General features: G+C 49.8%; 10 protein-coding genes. All 10 read left to right on the forward strand.

Going from position 1 to position 17,628, the window contains the following annotated elements:
* Positions 1–73: 73 nt before the first annotated feature.
* The 10 genes from addB to MMB75_RS02270 all read left to right on the forward strand — a co-directional run bounded on the left by addB (position 74) and on the right by MMB75_RS02270 (position 17,589).
* A complete protein-coding gene (addB, locus tag MMB75_RS02225; protein WP_045244384.1) occupies positions 74–3,640 on the forward strand; it encodes a helicase-exonuclease AddAB subunit AddB in 3,567 nt (1,188 codons plus the stop codon).
* On the forward strand, positions 3,637–7,656 hold the full coding sequence (gene addA / locus MMB75_RS02230) for a helicase-exonuclease AddAB subunit AddA (protein WP_045244385.1): 4,020 nt from the start codon (positions 3,637–3,639) through the stop codon (positions 7,654–7,656). Before addB ends, addA begins: the two co-directional genes overlap by 4 nt.
* A 28-nt stretch (positions 7,657–7,684) precedes the next feature.
* Positions 7,685–8,869, forward strand: coding sequence for an exonuclease SbcCD subunit D (locus MMB75_RS02235; RefSeq protein ID WP_045244386.1), 1,185 nt, complete (start codon positions 7,685–7,687; stop codon positions 8,867–8,869).
* Positions 8,866–12,255 (forward strand): AAA family ATPase, encoded by a 3,390-nt coding sequence (locus tag MMB75_RS02240; protein WP_031461803.1) that lies wholly within the window; start codon positions 8,866–8,868, stop codon positions 12,253–12,255. The genes MMB75_RS02235 and MMB75_RS02240 overlap by 4 nt, the downstream gene beginning before the upstream one ends.
* A gap of 260 nt (positions 12,256–12,515) precedes the next feature.
* Positions 12,516–12,920, forward strand: a complete 405-nt coding sequence (locus tag MMB75_RS02245) for a hypothetical protein (protein ID WP_031461802.1) — start codon at positions 12,516–12,518, stop codon at positions 12,918–12,920.
* A gap of 351 nt (positions 12,921–13,271) precedes the next feature.
* Complete coding sequence (locus tag MMB75_RS02250; RefSeq protein WP_016821596.1) at positions 13,272–14,615, forward strand: aminotransferase-like domain-containing protein; 1,344 nt, start codon at positions 13,272–13,274, stop codon at positions 14,613–14,615.
* Positions 14,616–14,777: 162 nt separating this feature from the next.
* Positions 14,778–15,137 carry a histidine triad nucleotide-binding protein gene (locus MMB75_RS02255; protein ID WP_013372152.1) on the forward strand — a complete coding sequence of 120 codons (360 nt, stop codon included), beginning with the start codon at positions 14,778–14,780 and terminating at the stop codon, positions 15,135–15,137.
* A gap of 170 nt (positions 15,138–15,307) precedes the next feature.
* Positions 15,308–15,481: a 30S ribosomal protein S21 gene (gene rpsU, locus MMB75_RS02260; RefSeq protein WP_005547957.1), complete on the forward strand. Its 174-nt coding sequence runs from the start codon at positions 15,308–15,310 to the stop codon at positions 15,479–15,481.
* Between the two features lie 16 nt (positions 15,482–15,497).
* Positions 15,498–15,941 (forward strand): GatB/YqeY domain-containing protein, encoded by a 444-nt coding sequence (locus tag MMB75_RS02265; protein ID WP_013372151.1) that lies wholly within the window; start codon positions 15,498–15,500, stop codon positions 15,939–15,941.
* Between the two features lie 280 nt (positions 15,942–16,221).
* A complete protein-coding gene (locus tag MMB75_RS02270) occupies positions 16,222–17,589 on the forward strand; it encodes an NfeD family protein (RefSeq protein WP_031461801.1) in 1,368 nt (455 codons plus the stop codon).
* The last annotated feature ends 39 nt before the right edge of the window (positions 17,590–17,628 follow it).

A 17,628-nucleotide genomic window follows, 5' to 3' on the forward strand; every position in this document is an offset into this window, starting at 1 on the left:
ACGTTCTTTTCTCCTTTGCCTGATATGCTATACTGTTTAATAGAATGTTGTTGGTTAGAAAGGAGGCGGCATCATGTCGGTCCGCTTATTGATTGGCCGCTCTGGTAGTGGTAAAAGCACGTTAATCCGTAATGAAATGACCTCTATGTTACGCGAGGAGCCGCTAGGTAAGCCTATGCTGTTACTTGTGCCTGAGCAATCGTCATTTGCTTCAGAGCATGCGTTGCTCACCGAAGTCGGAAACGGTATTCAGGGGTCGGTGCGCGCCCAAGTGATGGGATTCCATCGTCTTGCCTATTTAGTCATGCAGGAAACAGGGGGTTCAGCACTGGTGCCTGTAACAGAAGAAGGCAAGAAGATGCTTTTATATAAAATTATTCGTCGTCGCAAGGATGAACTGAGTTTATTTAAAGATTCGGGAGACCAACTCGGTTTTGTGGATCGGTTGAATACGTTGTTCACAGAGCTAAAGCAGTACGGAAATGATGCTCGGTCTGTACCGGAGCAACTGGATAGAATGCATGCTGCGGGGGAGTCCACTCCGATATTAAGAGGCAAGCTCAAGGATATCAGTCTAATCTATGAGGATTTTGAACGGGAGCTGACGCTTAAATATATCGATGGTGAAGATACGCTTCGCATGCTGACAGAACAGATTGCACAGTCTTCCCTCGTGCGCGGAGCAGACATTTGGATGGATGGCTACCGGAGGTTTACACCACATGAATACAAGGTGGTGGAGCAGCTTATGCTGCACGCCTCTTCGTTGACAGTGGCGCTGACCTGTAACCGCAGCTACGAAAGTGGACAGCTTCCGCATGAGCTGGATTTGTTTCATCCTTCAGCGGCTACCTACGTCAAGCTTAAAGGAATGGCAGAGGAGCTGATGATTGAAACGCAGACACAGTTATTACGCCCCGATCCAATGCCTAGGTTTAAAGAACGTCCAGCGTTGGCGTATTTGGAGGCTTATTTCGAACATCGCACAGGGCTGCGGAATCAGGAACAACGGTTGCGGCTACAGCAACTGCGAGAACAATGGACAGATACACAACCGGAGGGCATAAAACTGTATGCTGCGGCAAATCGCCGCGCCGAGCTGGAAGGAGCCGTACGCGAAATGCGCCGCCTGGCCCGCGAAGAGGGCGCGCGTTATCGGGAGATGGCTCTGTTTGTGCGTCATATTGAAGATTATGAGCCGTGGGTGGAACCGATATTCAAGCAATATGAAGTTCCGGTATTTTTGGATCAGCGGAGAAGTATACTTCATCATCCCTTGGTGGAATTGATTCGGGCTTCACTGGATATCGTGCAGCGACGCTGGCGATACGAGGATGTATTTCGTGCGGTCAAAACAGACCTTCTATTGCCGCTGGACGGTCGAGTGAGCCGCGAGCAGATGGACCGTCTGGAAAACTATGTGCTGGCCTGCGGCATACAAGGTAGCCGTTGGACAGATGGCCGGGCATGGCAGGCTGTGCCCAGTTTGTCGCTGGAGCTGGAGGAACAGGAACGGAACCGTCAACGGGATGAAACGCTGGATTTGATGGAGTTGTGCCGAGATGTGATTGTGACGCCTTTGCATGCGTTTGAGAAGCGTATAGGTAAGGCACGAACGGCGCTTGAGAAGAGCGAAGCCGTATATCTGTTGCTGGAGGATGCAGAAATCGGTCACAAGCTGGACGCCTTCATTCATCAGGCAGAAGAAGCTGGAAATCCCGAGCAGGCGAAGGAGCACCGTCAGGTATGGGATGCGGTGCTTGAACTGCTTGATCAAATCGTCGAAATGATGGGTGATGAGAGACTGGATACTGCTTTGTTTGCGGGAGTGCTGGAAACGGGATTAGCTGAGTTCCGTATGGGGCTTGTTCCACCGGCTCTGGATCAGGTGCTGGTCGGAAATACGGACCGTACACGTGTATCCGGCATTCAACATGCCTTTGTGCTAGGGGTGAACGAAGGAGTAATGCCGGCTGTGTTCCATGAGGATGGGGTGCTCAATGAGCAGGAACGTACAGCATTAAACGAACAAGGCGTAGAGCTGGCGCCAGATATGACAAGACGTCTGTTGGACGAACGGTTTCTCGCTTATACAGCCCTGACCTCTGCTGGTAAAAGCCTGTGGATGAGCTATGCAGTGACTGATGAAGAAGGCAAGCCATTGCTGCCGTCAGAGTTAGTGCGACATGTGCGGCAACTGTTTCCTGGCCTGAACGAACGTCCACTGGCTGGATACCCTCTGCCTGAAGACGCTTGGACGACGCAATGGGAGTATGCTTCCCATCCGTCTGAGGCATTGCCGCAGCTCATTGCGCAATTACGGCATTGGCGGCGTGGCGGTGATATTTTATCTCCCTGGTGGGAGGTATATAACTGGTATGCCAGCCAGCAGGGACGTGAGAAGGACAAGTTGCGTCAGCTGTTGACCTCAATTTTTTACGAGAATCATGCCGAAATGCAGAAGGAAACGAGCCGCCGTCTGTATGGCAGCAAGCTGCGTACCAGTGTATCTCGGATGGAACGTTTTGTCGCATGTCCATTTTCTCACTTTGCCTCTCATGGTCTTCGTTTGAAGGAACGTCAAATGTATCGTCTGAAGGCTCCGGATATCGGACAATTATTCCATGCAGCGCTTGGTGAGATGGCGATCAATCTGCGTGAACGTAATGTCAGTTGGGGAAGCCTCACTACCGAGGAATGTCGCCAAGAGGCGGAAAGTACGGTGGAGCGTCTTGCTCCTCGCCTGCAAGGCGAGATTTTAATGAGCTCCAAGCGGTATGGCTATATTTTGCGCAAGTTAAAAGACATTGTGAGCCGTGCTTCATTAATTTTGGGTGAACATGCACGGAGAGGTAGCTTTGAGCCGATTGGGCTGGAGTTGGACTTCGGACCGGGTCAGCCGCTTCCTCCCTTAAGCTTCCGGTTAGATAACGGCGTGGTGATGGAAATTGTCGGACGGATTGACCGTGTGGATGTGGCAGAAGGAGAAAAAGGATTGCTTTTGCGTGTCATTGATTATAAGTCTAGCCAAAAGGATCTTAAGCTGCATGAGGTGTATTATGGCTTATCCCTGCAAATGCTCACCTACCTGGACGTGCTGCTGAATGCGGCGGAGGAATGGTTGGGCGAGACTGCTTATCCGGCGGGTACACTGTATTTTCACGTCCACAATCCGATGCTGCAATCGCCTAACGGTCTTAGCGCAGAACAGGCGCGTCAGGAGCTCTTGAAACGTTTTAAGATGAAGGGATTATTGCTCGCGGATCGGGATGTAGTTGGGCAAATGGATACAGCATTGGACAAAGGATATTCCTCTATTTTACCTGTTGCAGTGAAAGCAGACGGCAGTTTTTATAGCAGTGCTTCCGTTGCTTCGCCTGAACAGTGGGATAGCCTGTTAGCGTCGGTGCGCAACAATATTCGGACGATTGGCACACGGATGACGGAAGGCGATGTTGCCATTGAACCTTATCGCATCCAGCAAGAAACGGCATGTACCTTCTGTTCTTTTAAGCCTGTTTGTCAATTTGACGACAGTCTGGAAGGCAGTGGTTACAACCAATGGGGGAAACCGGGCAAGGATCAGGTCTGGGATCTGCTGGGTCATACACAGGAAGGGAAAGGAGGAATGAAGCAATGATAAGCACGTCAAATGCTAAAGGCTTGCCGAAGCCGGAAGGAAGCATGTGGAGCGATGATCAGTGGCGTGCCATTTCGGAATCCGGTAACAACATGCTGGTTGCGGCAGCGGCGGGGTCTGGTAAAACAGCGGTGCTCGTAGAGCGTATTATTCGCAAAATTGTTGATCCTCAGCTCGGCTTCAGTGTAGATCGGTTACTGGTGGCGACCTTTACGAAGGCTGCAGCCGCAGAAATGCGTCAACGGATACGCGAAGCGCTGGAACGTGTGCTGGAACAGGAACCGGAAAGTGAACATGTACGTCGCCAGCTATCGTTGTTGAATCGAGCCTCGATTACGACGCTTCACTCTTTTTGTATGGAGGTCATCCGCAGGCATTATCAGGCCATTCCTCTTGATCCCGGCTTTCGGATTATGAATGAGCATGAAACAGAATTGCTGCGCCAAGAGCTTTTAGAAGAACTGTTTGAGGAGAAATATGAGCTTCATGATGAAGGCAGCACATTCCGCAGACTGGTCGACTGGTTTAGTGGAGAACGCACCGATGATGCCATGTATGTGCTTGTTCAGCGTTTGTATGATTTTTCTCAAAGTCATCCTTGGCCGGAGCATTGGCTGCGCGAGACGGCAGCAGCATTTCGTGTACAGGATGTAGCAGCTTTGGGGGAGACTCCTTGGGTTCGTAGTATTTTGACGGATGCTGCCCTTTCGTTGCGCGGAGCAGCGAGTTTGCTGGAACAGGCGCATGAGACAGCTATGCAGCCTGGCGGTCCTGCACCCTATGCCATGACATTGCAAGAGGATACGGCGATGGTGAAGGAATTACTGCAAGAGCTCGAGACACAGCCGTGGGCATCCTTGTATGATCAATTTCAGGCAGCATCCTTTGGCAAGCTCAAGCCAGTCAAAAAAGATCAAACCGAGCCTGCATTGCAGGAACGGGTTAAGACGCTGCGCGAGGCTGCCAAAAAAATGATTACGGATATGAAGGCTTCCCTGTTCGGTCGGAGAGCAGAAGCTTATTTGGAGGAACTGCATGCGACCGCTCCTCTGATGGACGAACTGGTGGAGACTGTGATTGCTTTCGGGGAACGATTTCAACAGCACAAGCAGTCAAAAGGACTGGTGGATTTCGGGGATTTGGAGCATTATTGTTTGAAAATATTAAGACACCCCGACTCTACTCCGTACAAGCTGTTACCTTCCGATGCTGCACTTGAATACAAGGCGCAGTTCGACGAGGTGCTGCTGGATGAGTATCAAGATACGAATACCGTACAGGAAGATATCGTTAGACTGGTATCGCGCGAGGAACCGGGTAACCGTTTTATGGTGGGAGACGTGAAACAGAGTATTTATCGGTTTCGGCTGGCAGAGCCAGGGCTGTTTTTGAATAAGTATCAACGGTACGGCATACAGGAGCAGGAAGATGGCTTTTTGATTGATCTGGCGCGTAATTTCCGCAGTCGGGAGGAAGTTGTCGATGCGGTTAATTTGGTGTTCCGCCAGATTATGAGTGTGGATGTGGCGGAAATTGAGTACGATGAACGAGCCTGGCTCGTACACGGCGCGTCCTATCCAGAGAAGACAGAGGAGGACGCTGCTTCTGCATACGCGCCTGAACTGCTGTTAGTTGATAAAGGCGGGCGTGGTCTTTCTGAGGTTTCGGAGTTGTATGAAACGGGGGACGAATCGGCTTTACAGGAAAGTGAGCTGGCCGAGCTTGCGGAGCTTGAAACGGCTCAGTTGGAGGCTCGTGTAATCGCTCAACGGATTAAGGAGCTGACTGGAGATACTGGACAGCCACTGTTGATTTATGACAGGGGATTAAAAGCGATGCGTCCAGCAGTCTACGGTGATATTGTCATATTGCTTCGTTCATCAAGCGTATGGGCTCCCTTAATTGTGGAAGAATTGCGGCTTGAGGGCATCCCAGCCTCTGGAGAGCAGACGACAGGCTTTTTTAAAGCAACGGAAGTTGAGGTAATGTTGTCCCTGCTGCACATTATTGATAATCCGCAGCAGGACATCCCGCTTGCATCCGTGCTTCGTTCGCCAATTGTCGGCTTGACCGAAGATGAACTGGCACAAATTCGTCTAGAGAAGCCGGATGGAATGTTTTATGATGCATTGCTGGCGGCGGCACAGACTGAACAAGTTGAGGAGAGTTTAAAAGAGACCTCTGCTGATGTTATGGAGATGGATCTTTTCACTGAGGACCCGCTATCTCCACCTGACCCAGTCCATAGGAATGACGGGAATACGTTGTCTACCCGACTACGTTCATTTTTGCGTAATTTGGACGCATGGCGGCAGGAAGCCAGACAAGGTAGCTTAAGTGTATTGATTTGGAATGTGCTGGAGGAAACAGGATATCTGGATTGGGTGGGTGGACTCCCTGGCGGCTCACAGCGTCAAAGCAACCTACGGGCTTTATATGACCGAGCGAGACAGTATGAGACTTCTACGTCCAACCGAGGCTTGTTTCGATTCCTGACCTTTATTTCCCGTCTGCGGGAGCGAGGCGGTGATTTAGGATCCATCAGCGGGGGGACTGAACCCGATCAAGCTGTCCGCATTATGACTATTCATAAAAGTAAAGGACTTGAATTTCCTGTCGTGTTTATTGCCGGGACGGCAAAAATGTTCAATCAGCAGGATCTGAATGCGCCGTTTCTTATGCACAAGGAGTTGGGATTTGGTCCTAAATATGTGGAGGAACAAAACCGCGTTAGCTACCCTACGCTGCCTAATTTAGCGATCCGTCGACGCTCACAGCTGGAGCTTTTGGCTGAAGAAATGCGTGTGCTATACGTAGCGCTTACGCGTCCGCGTGAAAAGCTGATTATGACCGGAACCGTGAAGGATCTCGCTTCCCGCGCAGCAGGTTGGGCACGTGCCAAGGAACATGCGGAAACAGTACTACCAGACTATATGCTGGCGGCAGGTCGCAGCTATCTGGACTGGGTAGGTCCTGCATTGATTCGGCATCCTTCTGCAACTTCGCTGAGGGAAGCGGCAGGGGATCAGGAGGGGTACTATCACAGACTGGAACACATGCCGGGGGCAGACTGGTTATTTAAAATCGTAGCCTCAGAAACACTTTCTGGCTCTCGTGTGAACTCGGATCGTGGAGAAGAGGTATCGGCCGAAGAACGCCAAAAGAAAACAGAAGCACTGAGAAATGTTGAGCTAATCGAATTAGACGAAGAAAGTGAAACGGATATTGCTGCGGCTCTTTCCTGGACCTACCCGTATGAACGGGCGGGCAAGACAGCAGCGAATACATCGGTCACAGAGATGAAAAGATGGCTGGAGATGCAGGAGATAGGATCTGATGATTGGCTGAATCTATCTTCTATCTCCCAACAAGCAGACTTACCAGAGGATCGCGAAGATTCTGACACTAGGGGCAGTCAATTACACTTGCGCAGACCTAAGTTTATGGGAAATCAGCGACTGACTCCTACAGAACGAGGGACGGTCTATCATACGTTGATGCTGCATGTGCCCCTAGATGGAGTCATGAGCGCTGAGGTTATTGAGGAAACCAAAGCTCGTTTGCTGAATCAACGTATCTTACTGGATGTTCATGCAAAGGCGCTGGATACGAATAAAATATTACGGTTTTTCTCTAGTGAGCTAGGGGAGAGAATGCTGGGTTCATCCTGTATTCAGCGTGAGCTTCCGTTTACTTATACCATGCGGGCAACCGATTACTGGAACCACAGTTTACCTGCGGTGTTGCCAGAACAGAAGACAGTTACGGAAAGCGGGCAGGACGATAAAGTGCTGATGAACGGGATCATTGACTGTTTGTTTGAAACTCCCGAAGGGCTTGTGCTGCTGGATTATAAAACAGACCGGATAACCGAATATCGTACGCTGTCACATTTAACAGACCAATATCGTTTTCAATTGGAGCTGTATGCCCGTGTGATTGAAGAGATTACAGGCAAAAAGGTTGCTGAGAAATGGTTGTATTTTATAGAAGCTGGAGAGAGTGTGCGGCTGTAGTGATATAGATAGGGAGAGGGGGAATAGCATGCGGATTTTGCATACAGGGGATTGGCATTTGGGTCGCACGTTGGAAGGTCGAAGCCGTCTGAAGGAGCAGGAGGCGTTTTTGGAAGAATTGGTGAAAATGGCTGACGACCAGCAGGCTGATTTGATTATGATGGCTGGGGATGTGTACGACTCAGTCAATCCTTCGGCCGCCGCAGAGCAATTGTTTTATGAAGCATCTGCTCGTCTTACGGCTGGAGGAAGACCGCTAGTCGTCATTGCCGGCAATCATGATCAGCCGGAAAGAGTATCCTCGGTCACCCCGCTGGTGAGCGGGCGTGGAATTACATTGCTGGGACTGCCTCATGGGGAAGCAGTGCACGTTCGTACACCGCGAACGGGCGAAATGGCATGTATTGCGGCCTTGCCATATCCGTCTGAGTCTCGTCTGAATGAGCTATTGTCTGAAGACGGGGATGAAACCATATTACGCGAGGCATATAGCCGTCGTGTAGGGATGCTGATGTCACAGCTGGGTACAGCGTTTCGGCCCGATACTGTTAATTTGTCGATGAGCCATATATATGTGCTTGGCGGGCTGGAGTCGGATTCGGAACGTCCGATTCAGGTCGGGGGAGCCTATACCGTAGATCCGTCTGCTTTGAGCATTGGAGCGCAGTATACGGCTCTGGGGCATTTGCATCGTCCCCAATATGTGAAGGGCGATGGGCTGATGCGTTACAGTGGTTCTCCGCTGGCTTATAGCTTTTCCGAAGCTGGACAAGCCAAATCAGTTACGTTAATTGACGTGATTGCCGGCAAGCCAGCACAGGTTGAGGAACTGTATATTACCAGTGGACGCCCATTAGTGAGGTGGCGAGCACGGGGAGGTCTGGAGGAAGTATATCGCTGGCTGGATGAAGGACTGGATGCTGATGCCTTTATTGACCTGGAAATTACGCTGGATGAAGCAATGTCAATGGGAGATATTCAACGGTTGCGCAAAAGCCGTGAAGGCATCATTCATATTCGCCCCGTGTACCCAGAAATGGCTGCGGCACAGTTGGAACAGCAACGTTCAGAATTGCCGGTTCATGAGCTGTTCCGGGCGTTCTATCAACGACAGACGGGCGGAGCACAGCCGGATGACGGATTAGTACAGTTGTTTCTGGAACTGGTAGAACAGGATGATGCAAGAGACCACGCTGAGGAGGATGAAGTATGAAACCGATCCTTCTGAAACTGGCGGGGTTGCAAAGCTACCGGGAGTCCCAGGAAATTCGCTTTGACGATTTGACCGAAACGGGGCTGTTCGGAATTTTTGGTCCAACGGGTAGTGGTAAATCAACATTGCTGGATGCCATTACGTTGGCCATGTACGGTAAAGTGGAGCGGGCGGTGAATGGTACACAAGGCATCATGAATCATGCCGAGGATACGCTGTCTGTAGCATTTACATTTGAATTAATGTCAGCTCAAGGACCTCGCCGTTACCGTGTAGAACGACGTTTCAAACGTGCAGGAGGCGTATCGGTTAATAATACGCTTAGCCGTTTTATTGCATATACAGAAGACGGCGAGGAAGTACTTGCTGACAAAGTACAGGATGTGACACGCTGTGTGGAGGAGTACATCGGCCTGAAAATGGACGATTTTACGCGCGCTGTCGTATTACCGCAGGGGAAGTTTGCGGAATTTTTATCCTTAAAGGGCAGTGAACGTAGACAGATGCTTCAGCGTTTGTTCCATCTGGAGAAGTACGGAGATCAACTTGCTCAGAAGCTGAGCCGTCGTGTGAAGGATAACGACATCGCCTTGAAGTCGTTGGAAGCGGAGCAGCAAGGGCTGGGGGATGCGAGTGCTGAAGCGCTTGAGCTTGTAAAGCTGCGCCTCAAAGAAGCGATTGACCATGCAGAGGCTTCACGCCGCGAACTAGAGCGTGTTTCACGGGAAGCGGAGGCGCTGAACAAAACACGGGAACTGGTCATCGAGCTTAGCCAAAGAGTGAATGAGCTGGAGGATATGGCAAGGCAGGAACCAGGCATTGCTTTGCTGGAGCGCAAGCTGCGACAAGCATCTGCAGCGGAGGCGTTGCTGCCTGCACTGACAGATTGGAAGGAAGCCGTTGCCGAAGCAGAAAAACGGCAAAAGAATGCTGAACAGATGGCAGTCCAGGCTGCCTCCGCAGCGGAGGCGGCGCTTGTATCTGTGCAAGCAGATGAGCAGGCGCGGCAAGCACTCAGTGCCGAAGAACCAAAGCTATTGCTTCGGATCGACCAACTGGAGCAGGCGCTTCAACTGGAACGTGATACGGAGGTGCTGCGGACCGAAAGAGAACGTTTGGCAGCCGAATTGGTGCATAGCGAACAAACCCTTGCGGAGCATGCTGCAGGTCTCGCAAAGGAACAAGAGTTACAGACACGAGGTTTAAAGCGGCAGCAGGAGCTTCAGCAGGAGTTGAAGCAAAATGAAGTGCGGGCAGATGAGCGGCGTATGCTGCAAGAGGCTGTGCAGCGGCTACAACAGCTGGAGACAGCGCATGAGCAATGGCGTGAAGCTGAACAGGAGTATTTAGCTCAGGAGAAACGGCTTACACTAGCAGACGAACGTCTAAAGCTAATGGAGCAGGAGACACAGGAGACGGAGGCACGGCGTTCTGTCCTTGCTGCACAGGTGGCTGAAGGCATTGAGGCGTTGCTGGCGCTGGATGCGGAAATTACAGCCGATGTGTCGGCACTGGTTACCGAGGAGGAGCAGCTGCGTCACGAGCTCCGTGCCGAGGAGCTAGCGCGTCTCGCGCAACATCTCGCTGCCGAGCTGCGCGAAGGAGAGCCATGCGCAGTGTGTGGCTCTCTGCATCACCCCGCGCCTGCCGCTGTTGCGGCCCATGGCGCGGATTCCGCTGCGCCGGATGAGCTGCACCGCCTGCGGCTCGGCTTACAGGAGCTGCGTCTCACACTGCGCCAGCAGTTGCACGAGCAGCGCAGCCTGCTGACGCAGCCCGCCGCCGCAGACAGCGGCGCTGCCGCCACGGGCGAGCCTTTTACGCCTGCGGCTGCTGTGCCTCGTGGTGTCGCCGTATGGGCGGAGCGCTGTGCAGCGCTGGAGCGTACAGCGGCTGAGCTGGCAGCGCGTGCGCATACGCTGCCTGCCGAGGCACAGGCACTGCGTGAGGCGGACGCCGCCGGACAGCAGCGGCGTATCCGTGCAGCCGCCGAGCAGGAAGCGGCGGTTGCAGCCCTGGCGCAGGCGCGGAGCAAGCGCGAGGCATGTACCACGCGCAGCGAGGGGCTGCGCGCCGAATGGGCAGCGCAGCTGCCGGATGTCGGCCCCGACCAAGCTGCGGAGCGTTATCGCGCCATGCAGGAGCGCGACCGGCGTGCGGAGGAGCTGCGATCCCGACTGGAGACGAGCGTGACTTTCCTCGAAGAAAAGGCAGCGCGTGTACAGCAGATACAGCAAAGCATCATCGAGGAGGACAAAATCATTATTGCCCGTCGTACAGGGCTGCAAAGTAAAGATGATTTGCTGCGTGAAAAGCAAGAACAGCTCCGAAAGTGGGTTGGAGAAGGCCAAGCAGCCTCATTGCTGGAAGAAGCGACCTCACGCTTGTTGGGACTGAAAAACGGAGCCGAAGCCGCTGCCCGCCGCCGTACCGAAGCGGAAGAACGCAAGCAGCAGGCTGTTCATGCTTCACTGATAGCGCGGCAGGCCTCCGACTCGGCAGAAGAAAGACGGCAGACGGCAGCATCCCGTTGGGGCATCCGTCTGGAAGCTTCCTCTTTTGCTACGGAAGCAGAGGTCTTGGAATGCTGCTTGGGACCGGAAGAAGCCACACGCTATGAGCGTGAAGTGAATTTGCACCGAGAACGGGAGAAGGAGCTGTCTTCCCGCTTAAAACATGTCGAAGAGCAGTTGAATGGAGCAACAGTAACAGAGGAACAGTGGGAAACGACCACTGCGAGGCTGCGTGATTGCCGTGCACGCGACGAAGAGGCGCTTCAGAATCGCGCCAAGGCTGAACGTGATTTAGAGGACTTGCAGCGTCGGCACGTCCGCTGGATGGAGCTGGAGTCCAATCGTTTACATCTGCGTAGCGAGGCGGAAAAAATGTCCAAGCTCCAGTCTGTTTTTCGAGGCAATGCCTTCGTTGAATATATTGCCGAAGAGCAGCTCATGCAGGTCAGCCAATCCGCTTCACGCCGCCTGCGTTTTCTGACTAAGCAGCGTTATGCGCTAGAAGTAGATTCCAGCGGTGGTTTTGTTATTAGTGATGATGCCAACGGTGGGGTCAAACGTCCGGTATCGACCTTGTCCGGCGGCGAAACGTTCCTGACCTCTTTGTCGCTTGCGCTTGCGCTGTCGGCTCAAATTCAATTGCGGGGCCAATACCCTCTACAATTTTTCTTTCTGGATGAAGGATTTGGAACGTTGGACCCCGAACTGCTTGACACAGTAATTACCTCGCTAGAAAAGCTGCATCACGATCAATTATCTGTTGGTGTGATTAGCCATGTGCCTGAATTGCGGGCCCGGCTCCCACGCAAGCTGGTTGTTCTTCCCGCAGAGCAGGCTGGTGGAGGCTCTCGTGTAGTTATGGAAACATTTTGAAACAATGTGATACGGATCACAGATACAGTTTCAAACTGTTGTTATAATACAGCTAAGCCGACAAGTTAATCATACAGCACCCCGGCGGACGTATGCTGCGGAAGAAGTCTTCCCGTCATACGTCCGTTCAGAGGGGCTCTGCCAAGAGCTCCCGGGGTGCTTCTTTTTTTTGTAGCCGGAATTCGCCCAATTTGATGTAGCACATAGCCCGTTTTTGAATAACATACGGTATACATGCAAGAGTCTAGGAGGAAACAACCATGGAAAAAAGCATGATAACCGAAAATGTTACAGCATCGCAACAGATGGATGCTAAAACACTATGTCAACAGCATATGCATCGTTATGTATGCGTATGGGTGAAGGACGGGACAATGTATGACGGAATTGTAGAGCATGTGGATGATGAAAAGATATACTTAGCCGTTCCTATGGGTGGAGAAGAAATGGAGAATGTTAATCTCCCCTATCCGCCCAACAATTGTGGATGCGGCTCCCGTGCTTATAGTGGCTATGCATCTTATCCTCCGTACCCTTATCCGTACCCTTACCCGGTCCCAGTACCCGCCTATGCGTATGGATTCCCATACGGCCGTCGCCGCTTTAATCGCTTGATTCTGCCACTTGCTGCGTTGACAGCGATTAGTTTACTGCCTTACTACTAATCCGATCTTCTTCGTTGCCTGACCATCGTTCTACTCTCTCCCGCCTACAGCCCTTGTACAGTATAAGTGGCTATATAGGCGTATCCATACATCATCACTAAGTAAGGCTGTTTCTTCCAGCATGAAGAAACAGCCTCTTTTTCACATCTACCGTCTCAATATGTTAATGAGCTATAACGCTTACTGCCTTTATCGAGGTTACAATGATTTATGAATGGAGACTGTATGGGTACAGTTTAGTGAAAAGAGGTATCCTGTTTAATTAAAAACCATGTTAACATCAAGCGTGTACAGAAACATAAGAAGGAATAAGCATATAAAGAGGATGTACTGAACAGGCAGGAGGATATCGTGAAAAAATATGTTTCGGTTTTATTAGATATAGAGCTTAAAATTCGCGAGGGACAATATAGATCTGGTTACAAGCTGCCATCGGTCCGTGATGCTTCGGAGCTATACAAGTGCAGCAAAAGCACAATTCTGCGAGCCTATGCTGAACTTGAAAGGAAGCATGCCATTTATTCCATACCGCAAAGCGGATACTATGTAGTGGAAAACCCCAGTGACGTACACCATAGCCATATTTCCGACTACGTTGATTTTGCTTCAGCATCCCCGGATTTAAATGTATTTCCATATCTAGATTTTCAGCATTGTCTAAATCAGGCTATTGACACTTACAAATATCATCTGTTCACATATGGGGATTCGCAAGGATTGGAAACATTGCGACATACGCTCGTCTCTCATTTGGCTGATACTCAGGTGTTTGCAAAAACAGATCGGATTATCGTTACTTCAGGTGTTCAACAAGCATTAGAAATACTCGCGAAAATGCCGTTTCCCAATGGCAAAGAAAAGATTTTGGTCGAGCAGCCCAGCTACGATATTTATTTGCGTTTTTTGGAGGAAGAGAGCATACCCGTCAATGCGATTGCACGGACAGCGGAAGGTCTAGATTTTTATGAGTTGGAGAACCAATTTAAGCAGGGTAACATCAAATTTTTTTATACCATGTCAAGGCATCATAATCCTCTTGGTATCTCATATAACACGGAGGAACGAAAAACGATAGCTGCCTTGGCTGCGAAATATGATGTGTACATCGTAGAAGATGACTATATGGCTGATTTGGGAGTTGATCATCTTGTTGATCCTATTTATGCATACGATCAGACAGAGCACACTATTTACTTGAAAAGCTTCTCAAAAATCATTTTCCCTGGCTTGCGATTAGGGGTTGCGGTACTGCCAGAAAACTTATTAAAGACGTTCAGTACCTATAAAAGATATGTTGACACATCCATTTTGTCTCAGGCAGCACTTGATATCTATATTAAAAATGGAATGTATGAACGCCATAAACACACGATATCCAAACTGTATTCGGAGCGCGTTCGTATTCTGAACAAGGCGGTGGAACGATACAATCAGTCCGGGTACATTCAAACTCCAGCTGCAACCTCAGGTGTTTATACGCAGTTTAAGCTGCCGAGGACGGTGAATTTGGAACGTTTGGTACACAGTCTTAACGCGAGAAGCATCCAAGTTGTAGCTGGAAAAGGCTTTTATTTATCAAGCTACAGGGAACAAGAAAAATTTTTGCGCATAAGTATTTCGCGTGCACAGCCGGATCTAATTGATAAAGGAGTTAAATCTATAGTAGAGGAAGTTAGTAAGGGAAACTGGTATTAAGCCCCATTTTCCGTTATGATACATATAGAAACAAAGGCATAACCAATCATGATTGGTTATGTTTCTGTTTGGTGTGGAAAATACATAACTTTGAATGCCGAGAGCAAGGACTGCTGATGTTTAATTGCTTATGATCGGCTCACTGCCAAAGGAGGGTTTTGAATGGACGATCTGTTTTTGAAAATTGTGGATGGAAGCATCCCCAGCAAAAAGGTGTTGGAAACCGACAATGTGCTCGCATTTCATGACATCCAGCCTGCGGCGCCAGTACACGTGCTCATTATTCCAAAAAAATACATTCCTTCAATGAATGCTGTAACGGAGGAGGATCTTCCTCTTATCGCGGAGATTCATCGTGTTGCGGTTGAGGTTGCGAAAAAGTTGGGAATCGCTGAGTCTGGTTATCGGTTGATTAACAACTGTGGACCGGATAGTGGACAAGCGGTAGGCCATCTGCATTATCACTTGCTGGGCGGCGCCAAATTAGGTGCCCTGACAGGTATTTCGGACTCGCATTCTTAAAAATGACAGAGCTAGTCTTTTCAGTAATGCGGAAGTGACGGGAAAAAAAGTTCCTTCTATGTACTCATTTTTTCTTATAGGTTGACACCTGGTTTCCGTTTCACCTATAATAAAATTTGATGAACCGTGTTATTGCTCTTGGACGGTCTGGTCGGAGGGAGGGAAAACTGGTGTCTGAAACTAAAGTTCGCAAAAACGAGACAATTGATGCTGCACTTCGTCGCTTTAAACGCTCCATTGCTAAGGATGGCGTATTGGCTGAGGTGAAGAAACGCAAGCATTATGAAAAGCCAAGCGTAAAGCGCAAGAAAAAGTCCGAGGCTGCTCGTAAGAGAAAGTTCTAGGAGGATCTAAGTAATCATGAATTTGAGCGAACGATTGAACGAAGATATGAAGCAAGCAATGAAGAGTAAGGACAAGTTCAAACTCTCCACCATTCGAATGGTTCGTTCTACGATTAAAAATCTTGAAATAGATTTGAAACGGAATTTGGACGACAACGAAGTGCTTGATATTCTGAGTCGTGAGATCAAACAGCGAAAAGATGCCCTCCATGAGTTTGAAAAAGCCGGTCGTGATGAACTTGCGACAAGCACTAAAGCAGAAATAGAGATCATCGCTCAGTACCTTCCTGAACAACTTTCTGAAGAAGAAATTAAAGTTATTGTACAGCAGACCATCCAGGAAACCGGTGCTTCTTCGAAAGCCGAGATGGGGAAAGTAATGACGGCCTTAATGCCTAAGGTAAAAGGTCGTGCTGACGGTAAGCTCGTGAACCAGGCGGTTCAGCAATTTCTGCAATAAACCCTGCGACAAACAGGAAAACACAACACCCTCTGTTTACAGAGGGTGTTATTTCTATATGTGTGACGCCTGTCATAAAAGAGAATGGTGGAAAACGCCTTTATGAAAGCGCTTCTCGCAATTGTGTGAAACGTGATGTCCATTAGGGGCGTAAAGTATTTGACAGGCGTCAGGATTAGCAATATACCCAATAATTTCACATTAAATCCTGAAAACTGTATAGTTTGTCTAACAAAGTTTGGTATGCTGTAACAAGGAAAGATCGAAAGGGGGGAAAGAAATGCATAGAGAACATCACCACTCCAGCCGCAAATTGGTCTTTTTAACGTTGTGGATTATGATATCCGTTCTGTTGTTACCCTTAGTTCATTCTGGATCAGCGGCAGCTCAAACAAAGGGTGGAGCTGTGTTTGTTATACCAGTTGATCAGGAAATTGAACAGGGTCTGGGCAAATTTATGGAGCGTGGATTTGCAGAAGCGGTTGATTCCAAAGCAGGTCTGATTTTACTGGATATTAACACTCCCGGCGGACGGGTAGATACAGCGGAGAAGCTGGGCAAACTGATTAAAGACAGTCCCATACCGACCGTAGCCTATATAAAGGGAGAAGCGGCCTCAGCGGGTAGCTATATTGCGTTGAGTGCTAACAAGATTGCTATGAAACCGGGGAGTATTATCGGAGCAGCAGCGTTAGTAGACGGCAGGGGGAATGCTATTACAGACCCAAAAACGATAGCTTGGTGGAAGAGCAGCATGGCATCTGCCGCAGAAGCTGGCGGGCGCAATCCCGATATTGCTAGAGGCATGGTCGACTCCAAATCGACTGTATCTATCCCGGAGATGAATTTTAATAAGGAAAATGGCCAGATCATTTCTTTAACCAGTGAGGAAGCGCTGAAATTGGGGTACGCGGATCACATCGCGTCTTCGGAACAAGAAGTTATCCAGTGGATGGGCTACAGTACAGATGATGTAATCCATGTGGAGCGCACATGGGCTGAAAAAGCAGCCGAGATATTGACCAACCCGATCGTGCAGACATTGCTTTTATTTGTTGGTATCGCGGGTGTAGTTATTGAACTGCTTGTACCTGGCTTTGGTGTACCGGGAATTTTAGGTGTACTTGGATTTGGTTTGTATTTCTTTGGTAATTATATCGCTGGCTTTGCAGGTTCGGAGACGTGGCTGTTGTTCATTATCGGTCTGGCACTGCTTATACTTGAAATGTTCATTCCAAGCTTTGGCATTCTGGGTATTTTGGGTTCCATCAGCCTTGTCGCGGGTGTAGTCCGTGCAGCATACAACATGCAGCATGCGTTTATATCTTTGGGGATTGCTTTTGCAGCGGCTGTTGCCGTGGTGGCGATCATCGCGGTTGTCTTTAAGGACCGAGGGATATGGAACCGTTTTATACTTCAGGAACGTTTAACGGCTGACCAAGGGTTTTCTTCGGTTGTGAATCGGGAAACGTTACTAGGTCAGAGGGGTGTCAGTCTGACCCCATTACGTCCAGCTGGAACGGTGCTAATCGCTGACGAGCGAGTGGATGTCGTAACGAATGGGGAGTTTATCGCCCCGGATATGCCGATTATCGTATCCAAAGTAGAAGGCGGGCGAATTGTAGTCAAGGCAGACGCGAGCGTCTAGCAAGCTAACAACGAAGAATTAGATTAATGGAGGATGATG

The organism is Paenibacillus sp. P2(2022), assembly GCF_029522175.1.
Classification (GTDB): Bacteria; Bacillota; Bacilli; order Paenibacillales; family Paenibacillaceae; genus Paenibacillus; species Paenibacillus polymyxa.